The organism is Aeromonas sp. Lyrl_2, assembly GCF_051948815.1.
GTDB lineage: Bacteria > Pseudomonadota > Gammaproteobacteria > Enterobacterales > Aeromonadaceae > Aeromonas > Aeromonas veronii.
On sequence record NZ_JAYJLJ010000013.1, the window covers coordinates 96,181 to 111,951 of the forward strand.

A 15,771-nucleotide genomic window follows, 5' to 3' on the forward strand; every position below is an offset into this window, starting at 1 on the left:
TATCTCTGCGTGGATTGTTTTTATGCGACCGCAAGGGCCGGGGGGATTCAGGCCAGCGCCTGGGCCAGCAGGTGGATCGGATGTTCACAGCGGAAGCTGGTGCTCATCTCGATCTGCCATTTGCAGGTTTCGCAATCGGTGATCACCAGATCGGGGGCCAGGCGGTTGATTTGATCAAACAGCCCCTCGCCGATGGTCTGGCTGGTCTGGTAGTTCTCCGACTTGAAGCCGTAGGTGCCGGCGATGCCGCAGCACTGGGACTCCAGTACCGTCACCGTGACCCCGGGAATGGCGCGCAGCAATTCGAGGGTGTAGATGACGCCCCCCATCTTCTCCATGTGGCAGGGGGTGTGGTAGGCGATGTGCAGATTGAGCGGTTTCATCGCCGGTTTGTTGCCCTTGTAGAACTCGTTCCACAGGAAGCGGGTCACCAGCGAGATGCGATCCCGCACCTTGTGGTTGTCCTGCTCCAGCAGGTGGGGATATTCATCGCGCAGGGTAAAGCCACAGGTGGAGGAGGTGGCCAGCAGCGGCATCTCGTTGCCCAGCAGGGAGTTCTCCATCTGCTTGATATTGAAGGCCGCCTGTTGCTTGGCCTTGTCCATGAAGCCGTTGGCAATCAGCGGCACGCCGCAGCACTTCTCCCGCTCCAGCAACTGCACACCGATGTTCATGGCGTTGAGCACCTGTACCAGCTCCTTGCCAAGCTGCGGGTGGTTGTAGTTGACGTAGCAGCCGTGGAAGTAGGCGATCTGCCGCGCAAAGCGGGCCTGAGATTCTTTTTGCTTCTTGTACCAGCCGCGGAAGGTGCCCTGGGAGTATTTGGGCAGATCGCGGTGAGATGAGACCCCCAGCGCCTTGTCCAGCACCAGTTTCATCGGCTTGAGACCGGTGGTGAAGTTGACCACCGGGGCCATCAGGGTAGACATGCTGCCCATCAGATCGGTGTGAGAGAGCACGAACTCGCGGATCCCCGGTTTGAAACCGCTGTACTGATGCTTGGCCTTGGCGATGATGTCGCCGATGCGCACTCCGCTCGGGCAGGCTACTTCGCAGCGTTTGCAGTTGGTGCAGTGCTTGAGAGCGCTATCGAACAGCTCGGGGCTCTTGATGCGAAGCCGCTCCCCATCCGGGCCCGCCTGTTTCGGGCCGGGGTAGGCAGGGTTGGCCTTGGCCACCGGACAGTAGGCGGTACAGACGGTGCATTTGATGCACTGATCGAAAGTTTGGTTGGCGTGATCCAGTAGCATGTCAGTTCTCCTCCCGGCGATGATGAAGACACGGGATATGGGACGTAGTAATCATTGGGCCGCGCCCAGAATATGGCCGGCAGCCTGCCAGCCGGTGGCAACGGCAACGCCGGAGCCGGAACCTTCACGAATTGGGTCGTAATGGGCCAAGACACTGCCCGCGCCATAGAGGTTGACCAGCGGTTTGCCGCCGCGCAGCACTCTGAGTTTGTCGTCGGTCTTGACCCCGAAGCCCATGAAAGGGTGGTGATCGAACAGGCGGCGACCGGCCCAGGCGTCACGCTCCTCCAGACTCAGTACATCGGCATCGAAGATGGGCTCGCGAATGCCACGCAGACGGGATTCCAGCCCACGGCTGAAGAAGCTGCCGGAGGCGAGCACGAAGTTGTCCGCCTCGAACAGCTGATCATCGCCATTCTGGGTATGTACGCCGACCACCCGGTCACCTTCGTAGCGGGCGCCCAGCACCCGCTCGCTGGTGAGGAAGGTGCCGCCAAGGGCGATGAAGCGGCGTTTGAGGGCTTCCTGCATCCGCATCCCGATCAGTGATGGCGGCATGGTGGCCACCTCCTTGATGGTGCAGCCGGTACGCTGCTCCAGCTCCGCCAGACGCGGGCCAACCAGCCCGAGCGACAGGCAGGCGGGCAGCACGATATGGCGGCAGCCGGGTACGCCGCTCTCCTGCACCATGCGGCTGATCTCGCGGGCCAGGTCCGCTACCAGATGGTGTTTGTCACACAGGCGCGCGATGTCGGCTGAGCGAAACTCGTGGGGATTGCGGCTGAATTCGGCCAGCTGGGGCAGGCGGATTTCGCCGGTCAGAATGCGGCAGTGGGCAAAACGCGGATGGGTCGCCAGATTGGCGGCCGCCAGTGCCGGATGAAAGTCGCGAAAGCCCTCGAGGGTGGCCAGCAGCAGTACGTCCGGGATCGGCGCATCGGTGACGCAGGCACAGGTATCGGGGGAGAGCCAGGTGCGCTTGAGGGTACCGATGGGAGTCAGGCGCTGGTGATTGGTGTCGTGGCGAACCAGCGGCAATCCCTGCTCGGCGCAGTGGCGCTGCAGATCGGCCAGACTCGCTTCGATATTTTGCATTCCTACTTTGCTGTAGGGGTGATCCGGATGGGCAGCCATAAAGGCGGGCAGGGCGGCGCGGGGATCCCCCTCGCTCTCCAGCAGATCGACCGAGCCGGAGGAGAAGTGCAGCGCACTCTGGCCGGAGGCCATCAGCAGGGTCTTCTGGCCCGCCTCTACTAGCCGCAGGGCGGCCGAGAGTCCCGCCATGCCACCGCCGATAACGATATTGTCAAACTTCATGACGGCTCTCCTTGTGAGTGGTCTCGCTGGTTGGGCTGCGAGGCGTATCGGCAACCAGCTGCGGCGCCGTCCATTCCCCCAGGCCAAACAGCCCTTCGTAGATCCAGTAGGTGAACTCGGCCTCGCGCAGGGCATCGCCCCACAGCACCGGGCGGGTGCCCTTGTAACGCTCCTCGAGGAACTGGCGCAGCATGACGCAGGCCTGACGGCCGTCCGCTTTGCCGTACTCCTGCATCAGGCCGGCGGCGCGGTAGGCGCAGAGCTCGCCCTGACAGGGGCCCATGCCAAGGCGGGTACGACGGCGCAGGTCGATGAGGTTGTCCACATCCAGCTCGCGCAAGGCGTATTCGATTTCGCCCGCGGTGACCATTTCGCACTCGCAGATCAGGGCGTTGGCCTTGGGATTGTCACGGAAGAAGGCGATGACCCGCTCGCCGTGGCGGTATTGGGCTGAGCCTTCGACCGGCACCGAGAGACCGGGGGCGGAGACCTTTTCCGGATCCCGCGAGCCGGGCAGGCTCAGCTCGGCGGTCTGGCAGGGTTTGCTGTTACCGAGCTTCTTGGCCAGCAGATCGGTGGCCCACTCCGCCATCAGGCGGTAGGTCATCAGCTTGCCGCCGGTGATGGTGTTGAACCCCTTGAGGCCGTCACGCTCGGCGTGATCCAGCAGCACGATACCGCGGCTGATGTTGCGGCCGGTGTCGTCACCGTCCACCGCCACCAGCGGGCGTACCCCGGCGTAGGCGCGCAGCAGACGGGTGCGGGCCATGATGGGGGCGAGCTTGATCCCTTCGCGCAGTAGCACCTCCACCTCTTCCGGTTCGACGGTGAGCTGGTCAATCTTGTTGTAATCGATGCGACTGGAGGTGGTGCCGATGAGGGAGATGGTATCGCCCGGCACCAGAATGTCCGCATCCGCCGGTTTGCGGGCGCGGTTGAGCACCAACTGGTTGATGCGGTAATCCATGATGAGCAGGGAGCCTTTGGCCGGGAACATGCGGATGCCGAGATCGGCGTATTCGCAAATTTGCTGGCCCCAGATGCCTGCGGCGTTGATCACCTCCTGACACTCCACCTCGAACGCTTCGCCGGTGCGAGTGTTGATCGCCTTGACGCCGTGTACCCGATCCTGAGTGCGCAAGAGTCCCAGCACCTTGCTGTGGGTGAAGATGCGCGCGCCATGCTCTTTGGCGTCCAGCACGTTGGCGGCGGCGAGGCGGAACGGGTCGACCGTGCCGTCCGGCACATGGATGGCGCCGATCATCGCCGGGTTGGCGTTGGGCTCCATGCGCAGGGCTTCACCTGGATCGAGCTGGCGGGTTTCGATACCGGCCAGGGCGCAGGCATCCATAAAGGTGGTTTGGAAATTGATGTCATCTTCCGGCAGAGTGAGGAAGAGGCCGCCCGTGTCCTCGACACAGTGGCTGGCAATCCGCTTGAGGATGCGGTTTTCCTGGATGCATTCGCGGGCGGACTCCTGATCCGTCACCGCGTAGCGGGCACCGGAGTGGAGCAGGCCGTGGTTGCGGCCGGTGGTGCCAGCGGCGATATCATCGCGCTCGAGCAGGATGCAGTCGATGCCGCGCAGTGCGCAATCGCGCATGATGCCGGCCCCTGTGGCACCGCCGCCTATGATGACGACTTGTGTAGTTATTCTTTTCATTGTTGCCCGTCTCATCTCTTCCAGATGAGGCCAGTGTGGCCTACTTCTGAGTGGAAATGTTTGATATGGGCCAAATTTGCGCTCGAAAACGCTCATTTGCTCGCGCGTTAATGAGCATTATGTGACATTTGTCACGCTTGTTATCGCATCGGTTTGTGGGCTGGTGGCGATTAACAGGCACAAAAAAGGGGCATCGGATGCCCCTTGTCACTGTTTGACGAGTCTGGTGGGTGTGTTATGGGTCAGCCGCAGCACTTCTTGTGCTTTTTGCCGCTGCCACAGGGGCAGGGATCGTTGCGTCCTGCCTTGAGGGGGGCTGGATCCTGCTCTCCCTCGGTGTAGACCCAGCGCCCCTGATAACGCACGAAGCGAGAACGCTCATGGAGGCAGTGACGCTCATACCCCTCCAGAAACCAGGCTTTGAACTCCACCATCCCGGTTTCATCCTCCGGGCCGCCCTGGCTGGCGATGATCTCGAGACCATCCCAGCGGGTGTCGATGCGTGAAAGCTCTTCGGCGGTGAGACCGCCAAGGTGGGCCGGGTGCCAGCTATGAACCAGATACTCTCCCAGACCGAGCACAAAAGCGCTGTAGCGCGAGCGCATCAGCTGCTCCGGGGTGTCAGCCACTGCGCCACTGTGACGTGAGCCACAGCACAATTCGAGAGAAAGGGTTGAGCCGCAAGGACAAAGATTCATGATTTTCACGTTCTGGCCGATTTGTTTAAGGGAATTGTAACGAAAGCTGGGCTCGCCCTGCCAGCACCTATACTGATGAGTAAGCAAGGAATTCCAATAAAAACAGCTGCAAGGATGTGAAAGATGACGCTAAAGCAGAAAATCCTGTTACTGGGTGCAGTCCCCGTACTGTTGATGGCCCTGGTGGTCAATCTCAGTAACTACATGGTCTCCAAGAGTGATCTGGAGTCTGATCTGGTGGTGGCGAGGGAAAATGCCATCAAGGAGCGTAAAGCGCTGCTCAGCAGTTACATCATGATGGCCAAAACCGCCGTCGATGCCGTGTATTCCCTGCCGGATTCTCCGGAAAATCGTCAAAAGGTCAAAGAGTTGCTCAGGCCGCTGCGTTACAGCAGTGATGGCTACTTCTTTGTCTATGACTTCGAGGGCAACACCATACTGCTGCCGGTGCGTACCGAGCTGGAGGGGAAAAACCGCTGGAACGACAAGGATGCAAAGGGCAAATTGCTGATCCAGGAGATCCTCAAGTCGGCCCGTCAGGGGGATGGTTTTACCGAATACTGGACGGCCAAGCCCTCCATCGGGCGCGATGCTCCCAAACTGGCCTTTACTCTGGTGCTGGACAAATACCAGTGGGCCATTGGCACCGGTTTTTATATCGATGATATTGACAACGAGCTGGCGGCCTTGCGGGCAGAGCGCGAGAGCAACATGCATGCCTCGTTGCAGAGCAGTGTGCTGGTGATCCTGTTGATCCTGGGTATCACTCTGGCGGCGACCGTCATTGTGGGCAACCGGGTCACCAAGCCGCTGGCGGATGCGGTGCTGGCATTGAACGATATCGCCAACGGCGACGGGGATCTGACCCAGCGGCTCAAGGTGCAGAGTCAGGACGAGATTGGCCAGCTGGCCAGCGCTTTCAACCGCTTTGTCGAGCGGATCCAGTCGGTGGTGAGTCAGGTGGGCGAGACCAGCAACCACCTCTTTAGCGCGGTCGACAAGTTGCACCATCTGAGCGAGCACTATGACCATCAGATGCAGGGTCACAGTCGCGAGACCGATCAGGTGGTCACCGCGGTGACCGAAATGAGCTCCACCGCTCAGGAGGTGGCGGCCAGTGCCTCCAATGCCGCGACAGCAACCAGCGATGCGGCCCGTGAGTCGGACGCCGCCCGGGGTGTGGTGAGCGGGGCCATCAACAGTATCAACCGGCTGGTGGGGGAGGTGCATACTGCCTCCGGCGTTATCGAGCAATTGGCGCAAGAGACCGCCAAGATTGGCTCGGTGGTGGAGGTCATTCGCGGCATTGCCGAGCAGACCAACCTGCTGGCGCTGAACGCCGCCATCGAGGCGGCCCGTGCCGGTGAGCAGGGACGCGGCTTTGCGGTGGTAGCAGACGAAGTGCGTTCGCTGGCCGGTCGTACCCAACAGAGTACCAAGGAGATCAATGAGATGCTGCAACGTCTGCAGGGCGGGGTGAAGCAGGCGGTGGAGGTGATGCAGGCGAGCGAGGATCGCAGCCAGGAGACGGTGCAGGAGGCGAGCCATATCGCCAGCTCCCTCGACAGCATGGTGATGGCGGTCAGTACCATCAACGACATGAACATCCAGATCGCCACCGCCGCAGAGGAGCAACACGCGGTCTCCGAGGAGATCAACAAGAACCTGGTGGCCATTCAGCAGATTGTCAGCGAGCTGACCAGCGCGGCGGTGGAATCCAACAGCACCACCCGCGATCTGGCCAGTACCGGCGACAAATTGCGCAAACTGGTGTCGCAATTCCGTTATTGATCTTGCAATGGTCCGTGACGGCAACCACAAGATGCGGCCTGACCCCCGGTTCAGGCCGCACTTTATTTGGGGATTGACCAATAATGTGTGAAAATTGCCAGCCTCTTTTTTTCAGCCTTTGCCCCATACCCTATGAATGAGATCGTGAAAGGTAGTATCGATTTGATCCGGCAGCTCAACTACGGCCTGGTCTATGCCAGCCTGGAAGAGCACAAGGAGCTGTCGCGCACCGATCTCTCCCGCCTGACCGGTCTCTCGCCAGCCAGTATCACCAAGATCACCCGGGAGCTGCTCGATGGGGGGCTGGTGGTCACCTGTGGTGAAAGTTCGGTGGGGCGCGGCCGTCGTCAGACCTTGCTGCGCATTAACGAGCGCCGCTTCCAGTTTCTCTCCATGCGTCTTGGCCGTGGCTACGTGGATATGGCGCTGTTTGACTTCTCCGGTCGCTCGCTGGCCCGCCAGCGCCACCTCTTTACCGAGGAGGAGCGCGCCGATCTGCTGGGCAGTCTGGTACACGCCATCAAGGTGTTTTTGCCGAGAAAGTCCCTCAGTCTGGCCTGTATCGCCCTCTGCCTGCCGGGTCAGGTAGAGCGTCACTCCGGCATGGTCAAGCACTTCCCCTTCTACGATCTGCGCAACTGGCCCCTTGGCCCGACTCTGCAACAGGCGTTCTCGGTACCTGTGCTGGTGAGCGGTGATGTGCGCACCTGGATCCAGGCCGAGCGGGAGTGGGGGGCCGCCAAAAATTGCGCCGATGCGGTGCTGGTGTTTGTCCACAACGACATCGGGGTCGGCATGGTGGTCAATGGCCAGCTTATCGAGAGCGAAAATGCGCTGCTCGGAGATCTCAGCCACCTGCAGCTCGAACCCTATGGCCAGCGCTGCTACTGCGGCGGCTTTGGCTGTGCCTGCACCCTGGTGACCAATCAGGCGTTGGAGGCGCAATACCGGGATTTGCGCGAGCGGATGCAGGAGCACGACTTGCCCGAGAGCGTCACTATTCGCGAGCTGTGCGAGCTGGCACTGGCAGGCAACGGCCTTTGTCAGGATATTCTCCATCAGGCGGCGGGTCGCCTATCCAAGGTGCTTTCCAATCTCATCTGCCTGCTCAATCCGGGCAAGCTGCTGCTGGGGGGCGAGATCACCCGTGCCGATCGGCTGCTGTTCCCCATGTTGCACCAGTCGCTGGCCAGCCAGTTGCCAGCCGAATATCTGGTGCGGCTGCAGATTGAATCCACCCACTTCTACGAAGATCCCACCAAGCCCACTTCGGTGCAGGTGCACAAGGCACTGCGCGATGGCAGCCTGTTGCTGGAGCTGCTGCGTAGCTGTCAGGAGTCGTAAGGCAAGAGGAGTTGGCACTGTGTCTGGCGAAAGGGGCAGGGATTGCTGTTCCGCCAGCGTGTAACTCGGTACAATCTTGCGCTTTTCCGGCAGTCCCCCTGTTATCGCGCCCTGTGGCGCCATGACATGTTGGTGCCGCTGCCGTTCCTGTTTTGACTCCAGTTGTGAACCTAGATGAAGCCTGTTCCTGATCACGCCGTCAACCGCCTGCGGGCCTGGCGCAAGAGTATCTCTACCCGACCGTTTCTTGCCCGTGGCGGCACCCTGGCCCGCTGTCCGGCCTGTCAGCTGCGCGAGGATTGGTGTGCCTGCGAGTGGCGCCCCGAGCTCAAAGCGGAGGCCGGTTTCTGCCTGCTGATGTATGACAGCGAGCCGATGAAGCCCTCCAACACCGGTCGCCTCATCGCCGATGTGTTGCCGGATTCCACCTGGGCGTTTCTCTGGTCACGTACCCAGCCCCATCCCGAGTTGCTGGCCCTGCTGGCCGATCCCGCCTGGCAGCCCTATGTGGTCTTTCCCGCTTGCGAGAAGGAGCCTGCCCGCCTGACCGGCGAGGTGACGCTGGCACCGGGTAAAAAACCGCTATTTATCCTGCTCGACGGCACCTGGCCGGAGGCGCGCAAGATGTTCAACAAGAGCCCCTACCTGGACGGTTTTCCGGTGCTGGCCATCAAACCGGATGCGCTCTCCACTTACGGCATGCGGGTCGCCAACAGCGAGGAGCACCTCTGCACCGCCGAAGTGGCGGCCTGCGTGCTGGAAGTGGCGGGGGAGCTCAAGGCGGGGCAGGCACTGCAGCACTGGTTCAACTTGTTCAGCAGCCGCTACATGGCCGGTCGGGTCAGCCGTTTCCCCGGTGCCGATGAGGATCATCTCTGTGAGGCGCTGGCGGCGATCAAGGAAGCGAACGTCACTTCACCGGCTTGCTAACGGAGCCCTCTGAGGGGGCAGGGCCTGACAGCTCAAATCAATGAAAATCAGGAATCAATTGGCTGCCACTGTTTCGTTAGATTCATGGTCAGTGGCCCGCTAGGATAGCGAACAGCCTGTGCCCCCCGCACAACGTCGTTTTGGTGTTCTCCGGTTGCCTGACCCCTTCGGGCAACCCACTCTCGTGAGGTCTATGGATGGAATTGGAACTGGTTACCCTGTTTGCCCTGTTCGGTGTGGCGCTCATCGCCGGCTTTATCGATGCCATCGCTGGCGGCGGCGGTCTGCTGACGGTACCTGCTCTGCTGGCCACCGGCATGCCCCCCGCGCTGGTGCTTGGCACCAACAAGCTGCAGAGCAGTTTTGGCTCCTTCTCCGCCACCTGGTTCTATGCCCGCAAGGGGCTGCTGGAGTGGGCCATGATCTGGCCTGCGGTGATCTGCACTTTTATCGGTGCGGCTATCGGCACGCTGGCGGTGCAGACCATAGACGCCGCCATTCTCGAGCGCCTGCTCCCTTTCCTGCTGATGGCCTTTGCCTGCTACTTCTACTTCTCGCCGCGGGTAAGCGATGCCGAGAGCTCCCGCCGTCTGACTCCCATGCTGTTTGCGCTGCTGGTGGGGGGCGGTGTCGGCTTTTATGACGGCTTCTTCGGGCCGGGCACAGGTTCGTTTTTTGCCATCGGTTTCGTGGCGCTGGCGGGCTTTGGCATGGCGCGCGCCACCGCCCATACCAAGCTGCTCAACTTCACCTCGAATATCGCCTCCCTGCTGTTCTTTGCGCTCGGTGGCAAGGTGGTGTGGAGTGTTGGTTTTTGCATGGCGCTGGGGCAGTTTATCGGCGCCCGTTTTGGCTCCAAAATGGTGCTGAAAAAAGGGGTGAAGCTGATCAAGCCGCTGCTGGTGACCGTCTCCTTGCTGATGTCTGCCAAGCTGGTGTGGAGCCAGTATCCGGAGCTGTTTGCCTGGATCTGATGTGCGCCTTGCTTGCCGCATCGCAATTGTTAACGGGGCCCTTGGGCCCCGTTGTCATATCTGGTGTTTTACACGGCTAGTGCGGCGTGTCGCTGCAGTGGCGAAAGTGTTGGTGCAGGGCGCTCACCAGCCTGGCGATCCGCTCTCGCTTTAGGCTGTTTGGCCGGTAGACCAGATGTAGGGGGCGGCCCAGTCCGGGCAGTGGGCGCGCCATCTCCCCCTGTTCGCCCACCAGCCCCAGCAGGCCAGCGGGGAGCAGCACAGGGCCAATACCTGCCTTGGCGAGTTCGATGAGCGCCAGATAGGAGTCGAGCTCCATGGCGGGCTCCAGCCCCAAATCTGCCAGCGGTTCGCGCAGGTAGCGGTTGGAGGGGTTCTCCAGATCCATGGTGAGGATCTTGCGCCTGCTTTCTGCGCTGGCTGGCGGCAGGCTCTGCTGCGCCTCGCCCACCAGATAGAAGGGCTCTTCCAGTAGCAGGTCTGCGTCGAGGCCATGGCCGGGCGGGAGCCGACCGGCGCAGATGCCGAGCAGGGCATCACCGCTGCGCACCCGCGCCAGAATGACCGGCGTGTGGTGGGTGGAGAGGGCAAGGTGGGGATCGCGCTCCAGATAGTCGCGCATAAAGTGGGCGAGATAACCCGCCAGCAGGGTTTCGGAGCTGGCGATGGGGAGGGGACTCTGATCCGCCAGATCCTGGCTATCGGCCAGTACTCCTTTCATCTCTGCCAGACTCGGGGCCACTCGCTCAAGCAGCTCCTTTGCCTGCGGGGTTAGGCGGATCTGGCGCCCCTCCGGCTCAATCAGCTTCTTGCCAAGGCGCTGCTCCAGCTGGGCAATTCGCTTGCTCACTGCCGACTGGCTGATATAGAGGCGACTGGCCACCTTGGCCATGGTTCCTTCACTTGCCAGCAGGCTCAGCGTCTCCAGCCCTTCCAGTAACATCTCGCCCCCTTGTTTATCGCCATCAGGATCGTCACAGATTGATCAGCGCTACCTTAGGGGCTGACTGGTTCAGGAGCAAGGGTCGTTTGCTGCCTTTGCCGGTCGAATGCGCCACTCGCTTAAGGGCGGCGCGAAGATCACCAGATTGCCGATGAGGCTTACCACCACCCCGACCACCGAGACCGGCTGCCAGACAAAGCCTTCATAGAAGGTGGAGAGGGTAAGCGCCACCAACGGAAAGAGCACGGTGGCGTAGGAGGCCTTGCTGGCACCGATGCGCCCCACCAGGGTCAGGTATGCGGTAAAGGCGATGACCGAGCCAAACAGGGCGAGGTAGACCATGGCCGCCAGATAGTGGCCATCGGTTGGCACCATCAGTTGCTGCCCGAGCAATGTGACCCAGCCCAGCAACAGCACCACGCCGTAAACCATGCCCCAGGGCACCAGTTGCAGTACGTGGTAGCCGTGGCGTTGGCCCCGTGCCGAGACCAGATTGCCCAGCGAAAAGCAGAGGGTGCCGCCGCAGGCGAGCAGCAGCCCCTTCCAGCCGTTTGCACCCAATTGCGCATCTGCCAGCACCGGCCAGAACAGTAACAGGGTGCCAAAGAGTCCCAGCAAGGAGCCTTGCAACCAGCGCAGGGTGGGGCGCTTGCGCTCGAACAGCCAGAGGTTGAGGCCGTTGAAGATGCTGGCACTGGCAAAGATCACCGCCGACATGCCGCTCGGGATATAGCGGGTGGCGTGGTAGAAGCAGAGAAAGTTGGTGGAAAAGAGCAGGGCACCGAGCAGTGCGGCGTAACGCTGGCCGTGCCAGGGGAGGCGTGGAAAGCGGCCGCTGGCGGTGAGCAGGGCAAACAGTGCCACCGCTGCCAGCAGGAAACGGTAGAGCACCGATACCTCGATGGGGATGGGGCCAAGTTGCCAGGCGATGGCAATCCAGGTGCTGCCCCAGATAAGCACGGTGGCAAGATAGAGCATCAGGTTCATCACAGTTCCGGTGAGTCAGGGAGAGATGACCCACTATGGGGCGAGCCCTGATGGCTGGATTGCACCATCTTGCGGTTTTTCATCTCCCTGCGCTGTCATCTGCGGGCGCGGTCGGTAAGATGGATGGCAGCGGCATAACATGTACACCGGAACAGGCGGCAGGGGCGAATGAAAACAGCAGGGGTATTTGATGCACTAGTCAGCACCGGCGCCCGGCTGGAGGACGCTTGCTGGCTCGAACCCGGGCTTGGCGTCGCCAGTTGGCGCAATTGCTATGACCAGACCCGCTATCACAAGCCGGGCCACCACACCCTGAGCGTCTATCTGCAAGGAGGCGAGCAGACCGAGCGACTCGATGGGCCGGGTGGCCACGGCGGCACCGGCAAGGTGTGCATCATGCCGGATCACCACAGATCCGAGTGGCTGGTGCGCGAAGAGTTCCGCTTCTTTCATCTCTACTTCACCCCGGCTCACCTCACCCGTATCGCCGAGGAGGTGTGTGACAAGGAGGGGCGCCACCTGCAACTGGTGGACAAGACCTTTATCGACGATCCGCAGGCGGCCGGACTGGTGCAGCGCCAGTTGATGCAACTGCAGTGGCAGCACGGGGTCGATCGGCTGGCGCTTTCCCACGGCGCCTGGATGTTGATCCTCCACGCCTATCGCCACCACACCGAGGAGGCTCCCGGTCTGCCGCCTCTGCGCGGCGGGCTGGCGCCCGTGGTGATCAAGCGGGTGCAGGAGTATTTGCAGGCCCATCTGGCCGATTCGGTCACGCTGGCAGAGCTGGCCCAGCAGGCGGGGCTGAGCGAGTATCACTTTGCCCGCATGTTCGGCCAGAGTCTCGGCTGCCCGCCCCACCGCTATCTGCTGGGGCTGCGTCTCAAACGGGCCAAGCAGCTGTTGGCCGGCCCTGAGCCGCTGGCCAGTATCGCCAGTCAGTGTGGCTTCTCTTCCCAGGCCCATTTCAGCAATCGTTTTCGCGAGGCGTTTGGTTTGACGCCGGGGCAGTGGCGGGCACAATTGTCATCTTCTCGTCACAGATAACCCTGAGACTTTGGGCAAAAGAGGTGTACTCTCTACCACTTATCCATTGAAAGGAATGCCCATTGAATTATCGCAAACGTCAAATCCGTACCCGTCATCTCTGGTTCAGCCACTGGAATGCCCCGCAAGATCGCACCGCTGTTGTTACCCCTCCCGAACCTGCAGTGCCTCACAGTTCACGTTGAAAAAGCCCCGCCTGCGATAGGATTTTTCCGGTAACTTTGCCACTATTGCCCCATCACAATGATGTGGACATGGCTGGATGTTTCTGGAACGTATTGAAGTCAAAGGTTTTCGCGGTATAAATCGCCTGTCGCTCGGGCTGGATCACACCACAGTACTGATCGGTGAGAATACCTGGGGTAAATCGAGCCTGCTGCGCGCCCTCTGGTGTCTGCTGGGGCAGGATGCCGAGCCCTATCAGTTCACCGCCGAGGATTTTCACCAACCGGAAGATCCCGAATTGGCCCCGGCGCGCCACCTGCAACTGGTGCTCACCTTCAGTGAGCACAGACCCCAGATGTGTCAGCACTCCCGTCGGCTGGCCCGTCTTTGCCCCTCCTGGGTGCTGCACAAGGACAAATTCCACCGCATTCACTATCGCGCCAGCGCCGAGCAGCAGGCGGATGGCTCAGTGCTCACCATTCACGACTTTCTCGACGGGGTAGGCAAGAGCCTGCCCATCGCCAACACCCACGAGCTGGTCTGCATGCTCATCACCATGAACCCGGTGTTCCGGCTGCGGGACGCCCGTACCGCTCGCAACGGGGTGGAGACATTGCAGTGGGGAGATCTCTCCGAGCATCGCCTGAGCGAGCTGGCGGACAAGCTGATCGACGAACCCCAGCGGATCGGCGAGCCGGAGCTCAAAGAGGCATTGCAGGCGGTGCGCCAGCTGATGGATCACTACTTCAACGCTCTGGCCCCCATCAAGAACAAGCCGCGCAGTCAGCGCGACATCATCAATCGCCCCATGACATTGCGCAATCCTGGCAACCTGCATACCCTGCTGCGCCGCGCCGATAACCGCGCGCTGCAGCTGGCGATGGCGGGGATGGCGGCTACCTTGTTGCAGGCGCGGGGCAACCGCGAGTTGGAGGAGGGGGCCCGTCCCATCATGATCCTGGAGGACCCGGAGAGCCGGCTGCACCCGACCATGCTGGCGCTGGCGTGGGGGCTGCTGGAACAACTACCGGGCCAGAAGCTGCTCACCACCAACTCGGGAGACTTGCTTTCCTCCCTGCCGCTCAATCAGGTGCGGCGGCTGGTGCGCCGTCAGCAGGATATCCTCTGTCACCAGCTGGGGGGCGAGCGCTACAGCAGCGACGATCTGCGCAAGATCGCCTTCCATGTGCGGATCAACCGCCCCATGTCGCTGTTTGCCCGTTGCTGGCTGCTGGTGGAGGGGGAGACCGAGATCTGGCTGCTCTCCGAGCTGGCGCAGATCTGCGGTTACAGTCTGCGGGCCGAGGGGGTGCGGATCATCGAGTTTGCCCAGTGCGGCCAGTCGCCGCTCATCAAGGTGGCGCGGGATTTTGGCATCGAGTGGCACCTGCTGACCGATGGTGACGAGGCGGGGCTCAAGTATGCCACCTCGGCCCGTGGCCAGCTCAAGGGAGAGCGGGAGCGGGACCGACTGACCCAGCTCCCTGCCGCCGACATCGAGCACTACCTCTATCACAACGGTTTCGAAGCTGTGTTTCGTCGCGAGGCTGGGGTGGGCGGGCGCGCCATGTGGAGCGCCAGTCACATCATCAACAAGGCTATTCATCACCGCAGCAAGCCGGGAATGGCGCTGGCGGTGGTGGAAGAGGCGGAGCGGCTCGGCGCCGAACATATTCCGCCGGTGATCCGCCAGATGTTTGCCCGGGTGGTGGCGCTGGCCCGCGGTCAGGGCTAAAGCCAGCGCTACATCCCGTCACTATGGGCATGGCTGCCAGCAGGGCGCCCCTCAAGGTGGGCTCTGCTGGCAGCAAATTGCCCCGGATTGTTTGCCCACGATTGTTTGTCGCGATTGGGGATATCCGCCGGTTTGGGTATACTCGGCCCTCTCTGGCGCCCCGGTGGCGCACCTCGAATCTTTACTGCTGGAGGCGTCGTGTTCGTCCAACTCCCTTTTTGGCTCTTTCCCCTCACCGGATTGATGGCGCTTGGCGCCCTGATCGCCCTCGGTATCGTGCTGTGGCGCGGTGATATCTGCCCTGGCCAGCGCTCGCGCATCAGTCAGCAGCTCTTCTCCATCTGGGTTATTACCGCGCTCTCCCTGATGCTGGCGGTCGAGGCCAAGGCGGCCAGTTGGCTCATCTGGAGTGGTGGTGTAGCACTGGTGCTCGGAGTCGGCTTGTCGTTGGCCCAGTCACGGCTGGAGGGCAAGCGTTCAGTCCCCTCGACACTGCTCTGGCTACCGGCGTTGCCGCTCGCTCTCTATGGCATCGGGCTGCTGCAACTGCAGGGCTGGGTGAGCGGTCTGCTGCAGATGGCGATGCTGGGGGCGGCCTTTGCCCACCTGATGCTGCTGCGGGCCCGTCATCGTCTCAAGGCATTCAACACCCTGTTGCCACTGGCCGGTCTGGTGGGGGCGATGGCCAGCCTTGTCTGGCTGGCAGTGCTGGTGGGCTGGCAAGGGGGGGAGGCCAATCTCGATGCCCTGATCCCGGCGGTGGTGACCCAGGCAGCGCTGCTGGTGGCCTCTCTGCTGCTCTGGTTCAGCCCGCTCTACTTGCAGCGTGATACCGCGCCAGTGGTGGTCTCCACCTCCCTGTGTGGCCTGCTGATCGCCCAGATCGCCGCTACCAGTGTGTTGCACCAGCTGATCTGACGCTGAAAA

At 61.7% G+C, this 15,771-nt stretch carries 13 protein-coding genes; 7 read left to right on the plus strand and 6 right to left on the minus strand.

Annotated elements, in window-relative coordinates; translation table 11 throughout:
- Window positions 1-47 precede the first annotated feature (47 nt).
- The 4 genes from glpC to VF684_RS13105 form a co-directional block, all read right to left on the minus strand.
- Window positions 48-1,250, minus strand: coding sequence for an anaerobic glycerol-3-phosphate dehydrogenase subunit GlpC (gene glpC / locus VF684_RS13090; RefSeq protein ID WP_279459058.1), 1,203 nt, complete (start codon window positions 1,248-1,250; stop codon window positions 48-50).
- A 51-nt stretch (window positions 1,251-1,301) separates the two neighbouring features.
- Entirely contained in the window at window positions 1,302-2,567 is a 1,266-nt protein-coding gene (gene glpB, locus VF684_RS13095; RefSeq protein ID WP_279459056.1) for a glycerol-3-phosphate dehydrogenase subunit GlpB, read from the minus strand.
- Window positions 2,557-4,230 (minus strand): anaerobic glycerol-3-phosphate dehydrogenase subunit A, encoded by a 1,674-nt coding sequence (gene glpA, locus VF684_RS13100; RefSeq protein ID WP_139406889.1) that lies wholly within the window; start codon window positions 4,228-4,230, stop codon window positions 2,557-2,559. The genes glpB and glpA overlap by 11 nt, the downstream gene beginning before the upstream one ends.
- Window positions 4,231-4,472: 242 nt before the next feature.
- On the minus strand, window positions 4,473-4,928 hold the full coding sequence (locus VF684_RS13105; protein ID WP_139406891.1) for a YchJ family protein: 456 nt from the start codon (window positions 4,926-4,928) through the stop codon (window positions 4,473-4,475).
- Between the two features lie 123 nt (window positions 4,929-5,051).
- On the opposite strand from VF684_RS13105, the gene VF684_RS13110 reads away from it, so the two are divergent.
- From VF684_RS13110 to VF684_RS13125, 4 genes are all read left to right on the plus strand, one after another.
- Complete coding sequence (locus tag VF684_RS13110) at window positions 5,052-6,719, plus strand: methyl-accepting chemotaxis protein (RefSeq protein WP_139406894.1); 1,668 nt, start codon at window positions 5,052-5,054, stop codon at window positions 6,717-6,719.
- Between the two features lie 132 nt (window positions 6,720-6,851).
- Entirely contained in the window at window positions 6,852-8,063 is a 1,212-nt protein-coding gene (locus VF684_RS13115; RefSeq protein WP_042055876.1) for an ROK family protein, read from the plus strand.
- 174 nt (window positions 8,064-8,237) lie between these two features.
- On the plus strand, window positions 8,238-8,993 hold the full coding sequence (locus VF684_RS13120; RefSeq protein ID WP_118853756.1) for a tRNA-uridine aminocarboxypropyltransferase: 756 nt from the start codon (window positions 8,238-8,240) through the stop codon (window positions 8,991-8,993).
- 197 nt (window positions 8,994-9,190) lie between these two features.
- Complete coding sequence (locus VF684_RS13125) at window positions 9,191-9,967, plus strand: TSUP family transporter (RefSeq protein WP_101530293.1); 777 nt, start codon at window positions 9,191-9,193, stop codon at window positions 9,965-9,967.
- 76 nt (window positions 9,968-10,043) lie between these two features.
- On the opposite strand, the gene VF684_RS13130 is transcribed toward VF684_RS13125, so the two are convergent.
- Together VF684_RS13130 and VF684_RS13135 are read right to left on the minus strand one after the other, a co-directional pair.
- Window positions 10,044-10,910, minus strand: coding sequence for a LysR family transcriptional regulator (locus VF684_RS13130; protein ID WP_118853757.1), 867 nt, complete (start codon window positions 10,908-10,910; stop codon window positions 10,044-10,046).
- Window positions 10,911-10,979: 69 nt separating this feature from the next.
- Complete coding sequence (locus VF684_RS13135) at window positions 10,980-11,897, minus strand: DMT family transporter (protein ID WP_201913617.1); 918 nt, start codon at window positions 11,895-11,897, stop codon at window positions 10,980-10,982.
- Between the two features lie 168 nt (window positions 11,898-12,065).
- Between VF684_RS13135 and VF684_RS13140 the strand changes: the two genes are divergently transcribed.
- The 3 genes from VF684_RS13140 to VF684_RS13150 all read left to right on the plus strand — a co-directional run bounded on the left by VF684_RS13140 (window position 12,066) and on the right by VF684_RS13150 (window position 15,762).
- A complete protein-coding gene (locus tag VF684_RS13140; RefSeq protein ID WP_127006530.1) occupies window positions 12,066-12,944 on the plus strand; it encodes a helix-turn-helix domain-containing protein in 879 nt (292 codons plus the stop codon).
- A gap of 262 nt (window positions 12,945-13,206) precedes the next feature.
- Complete coding sequence (locus VF684_RS13145; RefSeq protein ID WP_279459055.1) at window positions 13,207-14,844, plus strand: ATP-dependent endonuclease; 1,638 nt, start codon at window positions 13,207-13,209, stop codon at window positions 14,842-14,844.
- A 198-nt stretch (window positions 14,845-15,042) separates the two neighbouring features.
- Window positions 15,043-15,762: a hypothetical protein gene (locus VF684_RS13150; protein WP_139732229.1), complete on the plus strand. Its 720-nt coding sequence runs from the start codon at window positions 15,043-15,045 to the stop codon at window positions 15,760-15,762.
- The last annotated feature ends 9 nt before the right edge of the window (window positions 15,763-15,771 follow it).